The following is a 14,554-nucleotide window of genomic DNA, read 5'->3' as shown; positions in this document are numbered from 1 at the left end:
TCTCTCATCTTTTTTTATTTTTTGTATGTTATGGAATACTTTCCCTACGCCATTGTCTCACATAACTATGTATTACAAGAAAATTTTCTCAAGTCTGCAATTTAATTCATGTAGTACACTATTTATATGGTCATCCTTTAACTAGGTGTACATTTTATTTCGTTAATCTACTTTTCAACATTTTAAATTAGGAGATGAGATGTGTATGTGTGGAATTACAGGTTGGGTAGATTGGAAGGAAAACCTTTCAAATCAACATGTTATTTTAAAAAAGATGGCAAATCGTATTCAGCATCGTGGGCCTGACGCTGAAGGGTTTTGGTTTTCACCTCGTGCGGCCTTTGCACACCGGCGTTTAATTGTTATTGATCCAGAAGGCGGGACACAGCCGAAGACATTTCGTGCTGGTGATTATACGTATGCTCTTACTTATAATGGAGAAATTTATAATTTCCGTGAACTGAGAGAGCAACTTCAACAGTGTGGTCATGCATTTGAAACGCATTCAGATACAGAAGTATTACTACATGCATATTTAGAATGGAAAGAAGACTGTGTACAACATTTAAACGGAATTTTCGCTTTCGCCTTATGGGATGATCAGAAGCAACAACTGTTTTTAGCACGTGATCATTTAGGCGTAAAGCCACTCTTTTATACAGAAAGAAATGACAGTATTATTTTCGGATCTGAAATAAAAGCATTATTAGCTCATCCATCTGTTCCTGCTGAAATTGATGCGGATGGCATAAATGAAATATTTGGATTAGGCTTATTTCGAACTCCAGGATGTGGCGTCTTTAAACATATTCAAGAAGTACGTGCTGGACATTCTATAACGTTTACACGTGATAAAAAAGTAGTTAAGAAGTATTGGAATTTAGAAAGTAAGATTCATACAGACTCTACTGAAGATACATCATCACATATTTTATCTATTTTACAAGATACAGTAAAAAGACAATTAATTGCCGATGTTCCTCTCGTCTGTATGTTATCAGGAGGATTAGATTCTAGCGGTATTACTGCACTAGCAGGTAAAGAATTTGCAGCGGAAAATAAAACACTTCATACGTATTCCGTTGACTTTGTAAATAGTGCAAAAGATTTCGAGCTGACATTTGCTCGCACTGGTTTAGACGCTCCTTGGGTAAAACGTGTTTCTGAACATGTAGGGACAGCGCATCATGACATTATTGTGAATGCTGAAGAATTAGCAAATCACTTATTCGTTCCCCTCCGTGCAAAAGATTTACCAAGTGCTGGCGAAATGGAAACTTCACTATATTTACTATTTTGCGAAATGAAAAAAGATGCGACTGTAGCTTTATCTGGAGAATCTGCTGATGAAGTATTTGGTGGGTATCCCTGGTTTCACCAAGAAGAATTACTATATGTCGATAAGTTTCCTTGGCTAACAAATTGGAAAAACACTTCTCCTCTTCTATTAAATGAAGTAAATAACCAATGTAACTTAGAAGACTATATTGATACACGATTCCAAGAAGCAATTCTTGAAGTCCCTACTCTTGAAGGTGAAAGTAAAAAATCCGCAAAACAACGTCAAATGTTTTATTTATTTTTAACGAGATTTCTCCCATTCTTACTTGACCGTAAAGACCGTATGAGTATGGCTGTAGGATTTGAAGTTCGTGTACCGTTTTGCGATTATCGATTAGTTGAATATTTATGGAACGTTCCTTTCGATATAAAAAGCATTGATAATATTGAAAAAGGCATTTTACGTAGAGCACTGCAACCTGCTTTACCTGACGATGTACGCAATAGAAGAAAAAGTGCTTACCCAACTTCACAAGATCCACATTATTTACAAACAATCCGTCATTTATCACTCGACTTGTGCAGTAATAAAAACAATCCTATTTTCTCACTTATTAATCATTCCACATTACTTGCCATTGCCGATGAAAGCAATAAAGAAATTAACAATTTTGAAGCAAGAAGTGCTATGGAATATATGCTACAAGTAAATGAATGGTTGAAAACGTATCATATTCATATTGCTTAACAAAAAGGAGTTCAAGGATAAAAACCTTGAACTCCTTTTATATTAATTAGCACATTGTTTATTTTCAGTGTCAATAGACCACCCAATAATAGTGGCACAATCTCTACCTTTCCACTGCAGTACATTTGTTAATACTGGCTCAATCTGTAAGCAACTTCCGTCGTGCAATATTTCTACTAAAGATTGATCATCATCAAATTTTCGTTTATCACACTCTAAAATACCGTCCGTTGCCATTACAATGTGATTCATTCCTTTTTCTAATCCTCTGACACCTGACGTAAAGCAAGGTGTATTTGCTGCGAAAATATTTTTCCTACCAATATATTCGTAATTCTTCCGTTTATTTAACCGCCCTTTACCATTCTTCGTTTTTTCAGAATGGAATAAATATGCGAAGCAATCACCAACTGATAGCCAATATAAAAATTCGCCTTTTCGCAAACAAATTAAGCATGAAAGTTCCTCATCATCTTGATCACATTTTTCAATAAACAACTCATCTGTAAATAACGCTAATAAGTACATATGTGTATGATGAAAAGCTAAATGTATCGGGTAAGAAAATAACTCTTTTAGTTTCTCTTTTCTTGCTGAAATTGCTTCTATTATATAATCGATATTTTTTGTTTTGTGGTGTGTATCAAAAATCATAACAAATTCAAATTGTAATTTAGGATCCCACCAAGCAAGCACCGCATCTCCTCTTTCATATGCATCACTTTCTTGATTTCCCCCATATACGCCGACTGAAAGAGGACCACATTTTTCAACATGTATTTCATCTACATACATCTGCTCATGACTCATCCATTTAAATGTATTCACAGCTATCATCCTCTCTCTTGCTAAATGTATACCTTTACACATAGATTACCTTATATTTCAATAAAAATAAACTTTTTCAACATTTTTTATCCAAATAAAAGGATTTTATCTCTATACTAACGAATATATCTTATTATACGATATAAAAATAGGGGGATTTATCATTATGAAAGACATCAATCAACATTGGGAAAGTATTTATTATCACTTACGATATGAATATGAAGACAACCTTTCCCACCAAGCCATTCGTATTTTACAAATCGCTTCTCGTGAGAAAGATATAACAATTGGAAAAGTCGCTACTGAGCTTAGTCTCTCTCATAACACAGCGTCTGAACACGTAAAACGCCTTATTCAAAAAGGGTTTATCATGAAAGAAAGAAACAAACAAGATGAAAGAGTTGTGAACCTTACTTTAACGAAAGAAGGCATTGAAGTATTAGAAAAACATACTTTACTCGATAAAGAAAAGATAAAAATATTAGAATCACAGTTATCAAAAGAAGAACAACAATTAATTGAAAAAGCATTTTCGCTATTAGCGAAGGAGGCAAAATATGCATTTCCTCGTTAAAGTAATCGTTTCGGCACTTATTATCGGCGTTATCACTGAAGTCGCTAAACACTACAGTACAATAGGTGGCTTTATTGCTGCCCTTCCTCTCGTGAGTTTACTTGGTCTATTTTGGATTTCATTCGAAGGCGGGAATAAACAAGAATTGAGTCAATTTGCTTTAGGGGTATTATATGGATTCCCCGCATCAGCACTACTATTATTTATTGTCTATATTGGTTTAAAAAATTCATTTACACTTAGTACATCGGTCTTATTCGGTGTAGGTGTTTGGTGTATTGTTTTTGCTTGTCAAAAATTATTTCAAGCTTAGTTAGGAGGGTTTACTATTTATAAATTTGTAGAGGTATTGGAGCAAACTATAGAAGTATATATAAAAGGAAGTAGTAAACAAACGGTAGTTATTCAAACCGGAATGAGTTGCTCATTTTATGATTGGTTTCCTATTATAGAAAAGCTTTCAGAGCACTTTACAGTCGTTTCATACCATCGCCCAGGTTACGGAAAAAGTGATTTAGGCAATCAGCCGCGTACAATAAGGCAAGTTACAAAAGAGCTACATATGTTACTAAACAAACTAGCTATTCAAGAGCCATTTATTCTAATCGGTCATTCCTATGGAGGATTATGTGCACAACATTTTGCGATGTTACATGAAGATAAGCTGCAAGCACTTATTTTAGTTGATTCTACTTCGATGAACTTACACCGTTTAGATGAACTTCATTTACCAATTTCTGATCAAACTGATTCTGATGATGTTTGGTTTCAAAAATATAATATGTATTCAAAAATGGATGTAGACACACTTTATAACGAACTAAAACCTATTCTCACCGATCAATCAAAACAGCAAATTGAATTCTCTACCTCGCCTTCATTATATAAAGTGACCGCTTCTGAACTATCGGCGTGGAAAAACTGTGCTCTCTCAATAAAAGAGCTATGTAAAACATTAGAAATACCATTAATCGTTATTGGTAGAGATCCTCAATATTCTATTACTCAATTGACTAATGGCGGCATGCCAAAAGAGGAAGCGATACAACTTGAAGCAATGTGGCAAGAACTGATTCATGAACAATTACAAATCTCAATAAATAGCCAATATATTCTTGCCGAACATGCTGGTCACGGAATCGAAAATGATCGACCAAATATTATTATTGAAGCAGTTCAATCTCTACGAATAAAAAAAGGAAGCAACTAACGCTGCTTCCTTACTTATCTATTCATAATCTTCTTCATCATCGATTTCTTCATAATACGAATTCCCATTACTTACATATATAGGGCCATTCGCAACGTCAATACGTAATACCCATGCCCATGGCACAGCTAAACGTTTATGTATTGCTCGCCAAAAGCTCATTGATTTTCTTTCGTACTCCTGGAACTCCTGAAGTAACTCTTTGTAGGAGGAACCGTCTAACTGAATATTTGCTTCTAACAAACGAGAATGGGCATAGTACTGCAGCTCTAGTTCAGCAGCAATTTCCATTTCTTCTTCCGTTGCCATACCAATAATTGCTCCATCTGCTGGTACAATTTCAAATACGTTCTGAACTTCAATAAGCCCTTCTTTCTCTTTCTCAAACATGTAAACAGCCTCCTTTAACACATATTTTTTATGTTACAAAGTCATACTTCTACAATAACTTCTCCCTTTCCTCTTTTTTTGATAAACTTTTACAAATTATTTATCTGATAATCTGCAGACTGTATTCTTTCAGCAGAACTGAAACAATTATTATCAAAAGTTAATTTATACACGTCAGGCATATGAAGGGTTTTCCAAAACTGAAAATCATATTTCGAATCAAAATAATTCATTAGTAATACCATAATATTCCCATGAGTACCTATTACAATATTCTTACCTTTATATTTTTTTAATATACTTTGCATACATATTACAGCACGTCTTTGTGCTACATCATTTGATTCTCCACCTTCGTATGCAAAAGTCCAGTCTTCCCATACCTTCTGAAGAGCATCATTAAAATCCTGTACCGGCTCTGTACTTAATAGCCTTTCCCGTAAATCTTCTTCCAGTTGTATTGATAAATTATATGTATTGGCAATTCCTTGCACAGTTTGCATTGCCCTTTTGTACGGACTAGAAATCACAACATCAATATGTTTATCTTTTAATAAGCGTGTTACATGCTGCGTATCTAACAAACCTTTTTCAGATAAAGGCCTTTCCCGTTCTTCTTTTGTATATGTAGAGTGGGCATGGCGAACAAAATATATTGTGGTCATTTTTCAACTTCCCTTCTTATTTTCAATCTATATTCAATGAAGTAAATAAGAAATCCTGTATTATAAAAAGAAAAAGGACGCTTTCTAAAAAGCGCCCTTGTTTACATAATAAAATTATTTCGTTATAAATTCTTTCTAAACTCTTCATCTGTTATAGCCTCTTGAATAAAATAATCTATATTATTTCTCAGCTTTTGGTATGCAACTTGATCTTCTATATCGTTAAACATAATTACAACTTCTACCTTATTCCCCTTCTTATCTGTAGTATACAAACTTTTTGTCAATACGAATGCGGTAGATCCACCTTTTTGACCAGCAAATTCAAACTTGCTATTATCAACTGTTCCTTTGAAAATATTCTCGATTTCTTCTTGCATTGATTTTGGAAAATACTTTCTACTATTTATTTTTTCCATTATACTCATATAATCTTTAGCGTTTGCACCTACTAATCGATCTGACCAAATTCGCTGAAATTCCATATCTACCTTTAATGGGATATCCCGTTTTTTCCATTCTTCTTGATCTTTCATCCATTCATGAATTTGTAACACATGTTTAGTATACTCGCCCTTTGACATGTTACGTATCATTTCTAACGATTGATTTTCTGGCTCGTGAAGCTCTTTTTCTACATACCCTCTCATATATAGTGAAGCAGTATACGAAGAGAACTTGTCATGACTAGTAAGCTCTAATTCTTTTATACTTTCATTCACTCTTTCTATTCCAAGCTTATCTAACAAATATGTTGTATTCGCATTAGAACTATAATGAATCATTCCTTTAGCCACTTCTTCTAAAGCGATCCGTCCATTTTGCACTAACTCTCTCACTTTTGCATCTTCTAACCAGTCAGGATGCGCTCCACCATCAGTGTTTTTAACATAATATTTTTCTAACTCCTGCAATGAAATTTGTTCATTACGGCTTATCTTTCCTTCTGACACTTGCTTAGCAAATTCAACTGCTATGACGATTTTTGCCGTACTCGCTAATGGCAATTTTTCATTTTCATTTATAGATGTTAATACTTCCCCATTTTTTCTAATTAGTACTGAACAAGTTTCATCATCTTTATGTTCTTTTATGTACTTTAATACGTAATCAGGATCTTCTTTTGACAAATAGTACTTCATAATAAAAAAGAAAGCTATAACGGCTACTATAATGACTCCTACAATAATTCCTATAATCTTTAATATGTTCACAATATGCCCCCTCTAGAAATTCCCTTCTATTTAATAATTATAACGAATTGAATTACAAAATTAAACAAAACAGAGCAACTCTTCCTAAAATAGAAAGAATTACTCTATTTCACATGATGTTATGTGTCCATTTAACGTAACGATTATATTTGAATCGTGACTTTCTTTAACGCTATTTAGTCGATTTGAGTTAGGAGGACCAATTACAATTGACTCCTTAATTGGCGAAAGATCCTTTCCTAATTTTTCTGCACTTACACCGTATGCAGCTTGAAATACTTCTGGCGGAGTTAATCTAAGTATGTCTGATCCTTCTGCTGTTTCAAACTGATCGTTATTGAAGAACAAATGTAATTGTACTTCTTCTGTTATCGCTGTAATCCAATGCCACCATCCCATTGGAATAAAGACAGTTTGCCCCGCTTTCACATGATAATTTTGCAATTGATTCGTTTCCGGATTTAAAATGGATGTAACTGCTTCTCCTGATACAACAACATCTAATTCCCACGCATTCGGATGCCAATGTGGTTCCCTCATATGCCCTTTCGTCATAAACAAATCAACAAACGCCCCTCCTATCATCGCTGGTAACTGCGTTGACGTAACTTCATATGCAACGTTTTTCTCATCTCTTTTAAAAAAGACATTTTTTCTTGAATCAAAGAAAAGGTTTGGAGTTCCTGAGCTTTTCTTTAAATTTTTATTATCTGGAACATAACCTGAACTACTCATTTTATCCCTCTTTTCCACTCCGAACATTTCTACTTTCACACTGTATCGTATGGAAAAAATGTATGAATGTGCCTATCATTCACATAACAAAAAAACATGCCTTCATGATGAGAGCATGTTTTGTGATATTTTTCACATTGTTTAGTAAAAAAATAAACGTTTACTTACCATGATGTAACATTAAATCACTAAGTTCTTCTTCAATGTGATTTAATTTCGCAACGCCTTCTTTCCATTTATGAATATAACGCGATACCCCGACAATAAATAAAACAATAATTGTAGAAAGAATAATACCATATACGATTGTTACAGTACTCATAGTTACACTTCCTTATAATTAGTAATGTTGTTATTAGTTATATTTTTATTATAAACCTTTTTCTTTTAAAATACTTCGATTTCAACTTTTTGTAACAAAATTGATTTTTCTAACATTTCGTTCGTGAAAATGGCATATTTTTCACAAATTATACAAAACTTCACCATATGTACTATTACCATATGAGTTATATTATTAAATAGAATAAAGGGGATGATATACTATGACGACTTGGTTTATTGTAATGTTAGTTGTATTTGGGGCATTTAAAATTATCGTTTCTAGCCTTCCTAACACTGTTATTGAATCCATTATTAGCAAGTACGAAACACATCCACAACTTGAAGAAGAGAATTCGACTGTTACAATCAATGGCAATAACGTAGAAGGTGAAAAGAAATCCAAAATTATTCATGATTTTAACGAAGGTTTATTTTTAGATCGCTATTATGCACCACCTCACAATGAGGGCACGCCTTTAATTATCAATGCAAAACGTGGCAAAAAAGATTTTACATTTTATATTTATAGTCATGAAGAGCATGTTGATGTTGTAAAGCAACATAAAAAGAAAGTAGTTGCTTATAGTTTACGCTCTAAAAACCTTCAAAATAATGATATGTTCGTGTCAGCTGATTTAGCTTAATACTCATATATTAGAAAAAGGAATCCATAGAATATGGATTCCTTTTTACTATTCACTGAAAAATAAGCTCTGTCTTCAAACTATCTTTCGGTAACAACCATCCTTTTTGTTCTAAACTCTTCATTAATAATTCTCTTTGTTTTGTTGCAATACTTTCCTCATTTGTTTTAAACGACACTTCTATTACGAAATCATCTTCTATTTTCCCTGTATTACTTAGTGGCCAAACTTCAATATTCGTTTTAATATTTTCAAATTCAGCTGTATACCTTTTCATTAATACAGGGCCATAAATACGAGAATTTTTGAGCATTTCTTCTCCCCAATTCGTATACAACCATTTGTTCATTTTCCCTGGCAACTTTTCTATTAACATGTTTTGAGCAGCTCGTTCTTTTGGTAAATCAAGTACTCCATATCCTTTAGCACTGTAGCTTTTCTTATTTGAAATACTTAACGTTTTCTTCTCAAATCCCCAATCTATTTCTGCCTCATAGTTATCAGTTTTACTATCAAATCCATCCTTTTGAGCCACTTCTAGTGCATCTTGAATTACACCATTTTGAATCGGATATCTTTTTTTATATGTTAGCTCAAAATCTTTACTAAATTCTTTCTTTCGAATTCTCGCAAACCACCCTTCATTACTTAAATTTTTATTTGCCGTATCTAAAAATTGCACTTGTATGCTTTCATAATTTGTACCAGCCTGAAAATATTCTAATATCTCTTGGTTCATTTCTTTGTTGTAACCTAATACTTGTTCTGGCTTTAATAATAACTTCACTTCAAAACTAGGTTTCATTGGACTAGTAGCAAACCCTTCCTGAACGTTATAAAGGAAACAACAAAAGAAAATGCTTACGAATACAAATACTTTTTTCATATACCTATCCCCTTTACATTTTAAATGACTTCTATACGTTCCATAGTTAGTGAATACACATTTTCATATCCTGCTATGCTAAGCTTTTTCTGTAATCGATCCGTATCCTCTTTCAAAGCGTGTACTAACACCGTATGTTCTGGTAATAATGTATTTAACATCTCTTTCACATCTCTTATACTTTGGTGAACTTTATATGGAACTCGCTTCACCCTACATTCTTTACCTACACGTTCTTTCAAAACTTTGTCTGCAAAACTCCCTTTAGCAATATGTCCAGTAAATATAATGGAATTTCGTTCTTCATATCGCAGTTGTTCATAATATAACTGCGCTCGTTTCGTTTGCATATTCGCATCACTCATTACAACTATTCCATAACTATTTTGCGTACCGATGTCATGATCCATAACGATTATGTTTCTTTTTAAACTCTCCAGCACCCGTTCGATTTCTTCATTATTTTTAATCCAATCTTTATATACGAACATCTCCTCAAATCCATCCAAAATTTCTTGATCTACTATAATGGGAAGTTCTTTATATTTTTCATATAAATACAATACGATATCTTGCGCCCTACCAAGCGGTGGCAACGGTAGTAATGCTATTCCTTTATTTTGCGCAACTCGTTCAATTTCTGCACACAGTTCGTTTACTCTTTCATGTTGCGAAACATCCTCAGTATGATAAGCGGCATCTACGATTGCAACTTTTATATCGCCACGCAATTTCTCAGGTAAATTAGCTCGTAGTATGTTAGACTCTGCTGAGTAATCGCCAGAATAAAATACATATGTATGACTCATGTCCACTAAAAACCAAACAGCCCCTAATACATGCCCACTATACCCCCATTGAAAACGCAATGTAGGTGTAATCTGTATCCACTCATTCGGATTACTAATTTCATCAATATATACATAATCTAAATCTTTAACATTTTGGTCGTTATAAGGTACATTCCATCCTTGCGTCAAATTATAGTTTCTCCATTTTTCATAATAAGTGGGAAGTTGCTCCTTCGTATAACGAGTCGTCCAAATTTTTTTCTTATATCCATACTTCGCTAATAAAGGTAAGCCCATCGTGTGATCTTCATGAATATGTGATAAAAATACTGCATCTAAAAACGGTACAACTTCCCTCTCTATTTTTGGATAACTATCCTCATATGATCGATTAATACCACAATCAAATACTATTTTCGTCTCTTTATTTTTTACGAAGTAGCAGGAACGACCGTATTCTCCCGCTCCTCCCCATACTTCTATTCTCATCATGCTACCCCTTTTCGTTTTTGCTCCATATGTTGCAGAAGTAATAAACATATTGTTGTAAGTCCAACTGAAACGACAGCCATTGCCATTCCAATAGATACTTCTCCTTGTTCAAATTGAGCAAAAATAAATGTTGCTGAAGTTTCTACTGATGGAGGCAGTATGAGAAGGGATGCTACTAACTCTCTTATCGAGATTGTAAATGTCATCGCCCATCCAGCAAGAATACCCGGGATAATAAGAGGTAATATTATTTTTCTAAAAATATAAATATAATTTCCAGAAAAAATGGTTCCTGCCTGTACAAGAGAATCATCAATTTGCCCGAGCGATGCTTTTACATACTGCACCGTATAAGGTAAAAAAAGAACAACGTACGTCACGATAACCATGACTGGTGTATTGTAAATTGACATGGGCATATAGGGTGAATTCCAAAATAAAATCAGCCCTACAACCATCACAATTCCTGGTACCATATTCGGTAACATACCGCACATATCAAGCCATTTTTCAGAGGACTTTTTCCCCTTTCGAATCATAAGCGCCAAAAAGACTCCAATCATAACAGCAATAATCGCCGTTATAAGTGAAAATAGAAAACTGTTCCATAAAGCTTCTAATCCTGGAGATCCAATTGTAAATAATGCTTCATAATGGCTTGTTGTAAAGTTGTTTACATGCAAGCCGCCGCCTCTTAATTTTGATAATGAAGCAATCATTATAGAAAAGTATGGGATTCCAATTGATACGATTAATAAACCAATTACATAGCCCCATGCCACAACGCGTGTAAATATAGACAATGTATACCTTTTAGATTTCACACCTTTTCCACTAACCATTGCATATGAATACTTTCGATTTAATACATTTTGCATATACCAAATGAGCATACATGCACTAAGTAATAAAGAAGATAATGCTGTTGCACTACTAAAATCAATCGGCCAACTCGAAATAAATTTATGAATCTCTGATGTTAACACATGAAATCCTATTCTTCGTCCGAATGTAGCTGGTGTTCCAAATTCAGCAATCGTCTTTACGAAAATGAGTAAAGCACCCATTACATAACTTGATACTAATAACGGCAATATTATTTTTCGTAAACGATAGAAAAAGCTTCCGCCATGAACTGCTGCCGCTTCTTCTTTACTACTCCCAATTTGAAGTAACGTGTTTTTCAACATGAAGTATAGGAATGGGAATAAATGCAGACTCATAATTAAAACCATACCTCCTAAACTAAAAAACGAAGATGAAATCGTCTTTAGCATCGGAAAAAACTGTTCAAAATAGCCGTTCGGTTGCATGAACAAAATCCAGCCCATCGATCCAATATATGGCGGTGTCATAAATGGAATCATAAAAATAATATCTAACTTACTATACTTTCCAACATCTGTTTTGCTCATAATAAATGCTAATGGAAATGCAAATATGGTTGCTCCTATTACTACGAGTACACCTAGGAGCATTGAGTTTAGAAAAATCCCAGCTAATCCACCACTCTGCATCACTTCAAAAGGCTTTAAAAAATTCCAACTACTATTTTCATATACACTAGAAAATAAAATGAGAAAAAGCGGAATGACGATTAACATCGCCACAAGTAACAACGCTACCGTCATTCCAACTTGTCTTACTGATACGAATCGATTTACCATGTAATCACCATCTTATTGAAATACTTTCTTAAATTGTTTTCCTATTTCATCTTGTTCTTTCTCAACTGTCTTCCAATCAATATTTAATACGGGAATCTCTTCTACATTCGGTCTATTTTCAGCTTTTATATCTGTTCTGCCTGGTAATAAATACGCTTTAGCAACTTGTTTTTGCACATCATCTGATAATAAATAATCAATAAACTCTTTTGCACCTTCTACATTTTTACTATCCTTCATAATACCTGCTGCACGCGGGCTAATAACTGTTCCGCTTTTTGGATAGACAATATCAACCGGTTCCCCCTTTGCTTTTGCGCTGTACGTCATATAATCAACACCCGCAATTACCATGTCTTTCGCACCTGTTACTACTGGATCTAACGCTTCTTGGTTTGCACCTGCTACTGTAACTTCATTTTTCTTAATCTGTTCAAATAAATTCCATCCATCTTTCCCATTCTTTTTCACATATCCTGTTACAAAGTCTAAAGCTGAACCTGAAAGTGCCGGATCTGGAAGGTTCACTTTCCCTTTCCATTCCCCTTTTGTTATATCACTCCAATCTTCAGGCGCTGTCTTCACATTTTTTGTGTTATACACAATTCCTAACGCTGAAGCACTATAACCGAAATAGTGTCCTTTATCATCCGACCATTCAGAACGAAGCTTATCAGCTTGTTTCGCTTCTTTATAAGCTAACGTTTGCCCATCCTTTTTTAATCCTTCCATCGCTGGTAAAGATGCAAGTACGACAACGTCAACGACTGGATTTTTCTTTTCAGCTTCCATTCTCGCTAAAATCTTACCAGTTGTTCCTTGAAACATTTCTACTTTTATACCCGTTTTCTTTTCAAAGTCCTTTTGAATTTTTTCTGCTAATCCTTTTGGCCCCGCACTATATACAACAATTTTCTTTTCATTCGCATTTTTATTTTTAGCATCTGCACTACCTGTCTTTGAACTACACCCTGTTACTACAGCAGAAAATAATAACGTACATACAAATAAAGACTTAAGCGAACTGAATTTCTTCATACGATTCTCCCCCTATATGATGAATATATTTTTTTGGCACATATAACGATACTGGTTTACCGATGCTTAATTTACTATTGTGATAAGCTGTCCATATTCCAAGTGCACCCATGTTTACTTTCATTTCATACCGTTCTCCTACATATGTAACGTGCTGAATTTCACCTGTATACATTTCACACACTTCATTTTTCGTCCAGCTCACATGCTCTGGACGAATCATTTGTTTACCCTCTACAAGCCAATTTGCCTTACCAACAAATTTTGCAACAAATTCATGAGATGGCTTCACATAAATGTCTTCTGGTGTTCCTTTTTGTAATACTTCTCCTTGTTTCATGACAATAATTTGATCTGACATTGACATTGCTTCTGTTTGATCGTGAGTGACATACAATGCCGTTAAACCGATCGAATGAACGATATCCATAAGCTCTAATCGCATTTCTTCTCTCAAAATTGCATCGAGTGCACTCAGCGGTTCATCAAACAAAATAAAATGCGGTTTTGTTACAATCGCTCTAGCAAATGCGACACGTTGCTGCTGTCCGCCAGAGAGTTCATGTGGATATCTTTTCTCCATCCCTTGCAGGCGAACTCGCTTTATTGCATCTTCTACTTTTTCCCGTAATTGATTCGTTTGCTTTGTAGCCCTTAAACCAAATGCAACATTTTCAAATACATTCATGTGTGGCCATAAAGCGAAATCTTGAAATACCATACCGATATTACGTTCATGAGGAGATGTTTTTATTTTTTTCGCACTAGAATACATGCACGTATCTCCGAAATATATTTCTCCTTTATCTGGTTCTTCAAGTCCTGCAATCATTCTAAGTAAAGTCGTTTTCCCGCATCCCGAAGGTCCTAAAAGTGTGGTAAATTCACCTTGTTTCATGACAATTTGTAACGGCTTTAACGCCTGCGTTTTTCCAAAATTCTTTTCTAATCCACTAATTTTAATGTCCATCGTTTCACCTCTCTCCCCTCACTCTTAACCTGCTTTCATTCTATATGGAAGATTTATACTGAATGTTAATGTACTGTAAAGATTAAATTAAAAA

17 protein-coding genes are annotated in these 14,554 nt (G+C 34.3%); 5 read left to right on the top strand and 12 right to left on the bottom strand.

From position 1 onward, the window contains the following. Window positions 1-205 precede the first annotated feature (205 nt). Window positions 206-2,029: an asparagine synthase (glutamine-hydrolyzing) gene (gene asnB / locus JDS82_RS04935; protein WP_199712792.1), complete on the top strand. Its 1,824-nt coding sequence runs from the start codon at window positions 206-208 to the stop codon at window positions 2,027-2,029. Between the two features lie 42 nt (window positions 2,030-2,071). On the opposite strand, the gene JDS82_RS04930 is transcribed toward asnB, so the two are convergent. Continuing rightward, the gene (locus tag JDS82_RS04930) at window positions 2,072-2,899 is read right to left on the bottom strand and encodes a PP2C family serine/threonine-protein phosphatase (RefSeq protein ID WP_199712791.1); all 828 of its coding nucleotides are present in this window, start codon (window positions 2,897-2,899) and stop codon (window positions 2,072-2,074) included. A gap of 124 nt (window positions 2,900-3,023) precedes the next feature. Here JDS82_RS04930 and JDS82_RS04925 point away from each other — a divergent pair, with 124 nt between their 5' ends. From JDS82_RS04925 to JDS82_RS04915, 3 genes are read left to right on the top strand one after another with little or no spacing between them, the layout of a single operon-like run. Then, the gene (locus JDS82_RS04925; RefSeq protein ID WP_000651925.1) at window positions 3,024-3,434 is read left to right on the top strand and encodes a MarR family winged helix-turn-helix transcriptional regulator; all 411 of its coding nucleotides are present in this window, start codon (window positions 3,024-3,026) and stop codon (window positions 3,432-3,434) included. Continuing rightward, window positions 3,418-3,747, top strand: coding sequence for a DUF3147 family protein (locus JDS82_RS04920; protein ID WP_199712790.1), 330 nt, complete (start codon window positions 3,418-3,420; stop codon window positions 3,745-3,747). Before JDS82_RS04925 ends, JDS82_RS04920 begins: the two co-directional genes overlap by 17 nt. Window positions 3,748-3,783: 36 nt before the next feature. Continuing rightward, a complete protein-coding gene (locus JDS82_RS04915; RefSeq protein WP_199712789.1) occupies window positions 3,784-4,644 on the top strand; it encodes an alpha/beta fold hydrolase in 861 nt (286 codons plus the stop codon). Between the two features lie 18 nt (window positions 4,645-4,662). Here JDS82_RS04915 and JDS82_RS04910 read toward each other — a convergent pair whose 3' ends face one another. The 6 genes from JDS82_RS04910 to JDS82_RS04885 form a co-directional block, all read right to left on the bottom strand. Continuing rightward, window positions 4,663-5,034, bottom strand: a complete 372-nt coding sequence (locus JDS82_RS04910; protein WP_046959012.1) for a hypothetical protein — start codon at window positions 5,032-5,034, stop codon at window positions 4,663-4,665. An 89-nt stretch (window positions 5,035-5,123) separates the two neighbouring features. Continuing rightward, on the bottom strand, window positions 5,124-5,699 hold the full coding sequence (locus JDS82_RS04905; RefSeq protein WP_071743336.1) for a histidine phosphatase family protein: 576 nt from the start codon (window positions 5,697-5,699) through the stop codon (window positions 5,124-5,126). A 122-nt stretch (window positions 5,700-5,821) separates the two neighbouring features. Next, complete coding sequence (locus tag JDS82_RS04900; protein WP_199712788.1) at window positions 5,822-6,913, bottom strand: serine hydrolase; 1,092 nt, start codon at window positions 6,911-6,913, stop codon at window positions 5,822-5,824. 99 nt (window positions 6,914-7,012) lie between these two features. Continuing rightward, window positions 7,013-7,648, bottom strand: a complete 636-nt coding sequence (locus JDS82_RS04895; RefSeq protein ID WP_048561236.1) for a cupin domain-containing protein — start codon at window positions 7,646-7,648, stop codon at window positions 7,013-7,015. 160 nt (window positions 7,649-7,808) lie between these two features. Then, window positions 7,809-7,970, bottom strand: coding sequence for a hypothetical protein (locus tag JDS82_RS04890; RefSeq protein ID WP_000109008.1), 162 nt, complete (start codon window positions 7,968-7,970; stop codon window positions 7,809-7,811). A gap of 65 nt (window positions 7,971-8,035) precedes the next feature. Then, a complete protein-coding gene (locus JDS82_RS04885) occupies window positions 8,036-8,152 on the bottom strand; it encodes a hypothetical protein (protein WP_001987133.1) in 117 nt (38 codons plus the stop codon). A 41-nt stretch (window positions 8,153-8,193) separates the two neighbouring features. Here JDS82_RS04885 and JDS82_RS04880 point away from each other — a divergent pair, with 41 nt between their 5' ends. Further along, window positions 8,194-8,616, top strand: a complete 423-nt coding sequence (locus JDS82_RS04880) for a YfmQ family protein (RefSeq protein WP_000214602.1) — start codon at window positions 8,194-8,196, stop codon at window positions 8,614-8,616. Between the two features lie 52 nt (window positions 8,617-8,668). Here JDS82_RS04880 and JDS82_RS04875 read toward each other — a convergent pair whose 3' ends face one another. The 5 genes from JDS82_RS04875 to JDS82_RS04855 are packed head-to-tail and all read right to left on the bottom strand — an operon-like array spanning window position 8,669 to window position 14,460. Further along, complete coding sequence (locus JDS82_RS04875; protein ID WP_000755336.1) at window positions 8,669-9,502, bottom strand: hypothetical protein; 834 nt, start codon at window positions 9,500-9,502, stop codon at window positions 8,669-8,671. A gap of 20 nt (window positions 9,503-9,522) precedes the next feature. Continuing rightward, window positions 9,523-10,785: an MBL fold metallo-hydrolase gene (locus JDS82_RS04870; RefSeq protein ID WP_048566856.1), complete on the bottom strand. Its 1,263-nt coding sequence runs from the start codon at window positions 10,783-10,785 to the stop codon at window positions 9,523-9,525. Next, entirely contained in the window at window positions 10,782-12,452 is a 1,671-nt protein-coding gene (locus JDS82_RS04865; RefSeq protein ID WP_048566855.1) for an ABC transporter permease, read from the bottom strand. Before JDS82_RS04865 ends, JDS82_RS04870 begins: the two co-directional genes overlap by 4 nt. A gap of 12 nt (window positions 12,453-12,464) precedes the next feature. Next, window positions 12,465-13,490: an ABC transporter substrate-binding protein gene (locus tag JDS82_RS04860; RefSeq protein WP_199712787.1), complete on the bottom strand. Its 1,026-nt coding sequence runs from the start codon at window positions 13,488-13,490 to the stop codon at window positions 12,465-12,467. After that, complete coding sequence (locus JDS82_RS04855) at window positions 13,468-14,460, bottom strand: ABC transporter ATP-binding protein (protein ID WP_000351823.1); 993 nt, start codon at window positions 14,458-14,460, stop codon at window positions 13,468-13,470. Before JDS82_RS04855 ends, JDS82_RS04860 begins: the two co-directional genes overlap by 23 nt. Between the last annotated feature and the right edge of the window lie 94 nt (window positions 14,461-14,554).

It is taken from the genome of Bacillus cereus group sp. N14 (assembly GCF_016483555.1).
Classification (GTDB): domain Bacteria; phylum Bacillota; class Bacilli; order Bacillales; family Bacillaceae_G; genus Bacillus_A; species Bacillus_A wiedmannii.
This window is presented reverse-complemented; position numbering and strand designations above follow the sequence as displayed.

Excerpts from the sequence above, each read along its gene's own strand:
- JDS82_RS04910 (WP_046959012.1), bottom strand. The coding sequence starts at position 5,034 with ATGTTTGAGAAAGAGAAAGAAGGGCTTATTGAAGTTCAGAACGTATTT.
- JDS82_RS04895 (WP_048561236.1), bottom strand. The coding sequence starts at position 7,648 with ATGAGTAGTTCAGGTTATGTTCCAGATAATAAAAATTTAAAGAAAAGC.
- JDS82_RS04870 (WP_048566856.1), bottom strand. The coding sequence starts at position 10,785 with ATGATGAGAATAGAAGTATGGGGAGGAGCGGGAGAATACGGTCGTTCC.
- asnB (WP_199712792.1), top strand. The coding sequence starts at position 206 with ATGTGTGGAATTACAGGTTGGGTAGATTGGAAGGAAAACCTTTCAAAT.
- JDS82_RS04880 (WP_000214602.1), top strand. The coding sequence starts at position 8,194 with ATGACGACTTGGTTTATTGTAATGTTAGTTGTATTTGGGGCATTTAAA.
- JDS82_RS04875 (WP_000755336.1), bottom strand. The coding sequence starts at position 9,502 with ATGAAAAAAGTATTTGTATTCGTAAGCATTTTCTTTTGTTGTTTCCTT.
- JDS82_RS04890 (WP_000109008.1), bottom strand. The coding sequence starts at position 7,970 with ATGAGTACTGTAACAATCGTATATGGTATTATTCTTTCTACAATTATT.
- JDS82_RS04860 (WP_199712787.1), bottom strand. The coding sequence starts at position 13,490 with ATGAAGAAATTCAGTTCGCTTAAGTCTTTATTTGTATGTACGTTATTA.
- JDS82_RS04885 (WP_001987133.1), bottom strand. The coding sequence starts at position 8,152 with ATGGTAATAGTACATATGGTGAAGTTTTGTATAATTTGTGAAAAATAT.
- JDS82_RS04920 (WP_199712790.1), top strand. The coding sequence starts at position 3,418 with ATGCATTTCCTCGTTAAAGTAATCGTTTCGGCACTTATTATCGGCGTT.
- JDS82_RS04865 (WP_048566855.1), bottom strand. The coding sequence starts at position 12,452 with ATGGTAAATCGATTCGTATCAGTAAGACAAGTTGGAATGACGGTAGCG.
- JDS82_RS04930 (WP_199712791.1), bottom strand. The coding sequence starts at position 2,899 with ATGTGTAAAGGTATACATTTAGCAAGAGAGAGGATGATAGCTGTGAAT.
- JDS82_RS04905 (WP_071743336.1), bottom strand. The coding sequence starts at position 5,699 with ATGACCACAATATATTTTGTTCGCCATGCCCACTCTACATATACAAAA.
- JDS82_RS04925 (WP_000651925.1), top strand. The coding sequence starts at position 3,024 with ATGAAAGACATCAATCAACATTGGGAAAGTATTTATTATCACTTACGA.
- JDS82_RS04855 (WP_000351823.1), bottom strand. The coding sequence starts at position 14,460 with ATGGACATTAAAATTAGTGGATTAGAAAAGAATTTTGGAAAAACGCAG.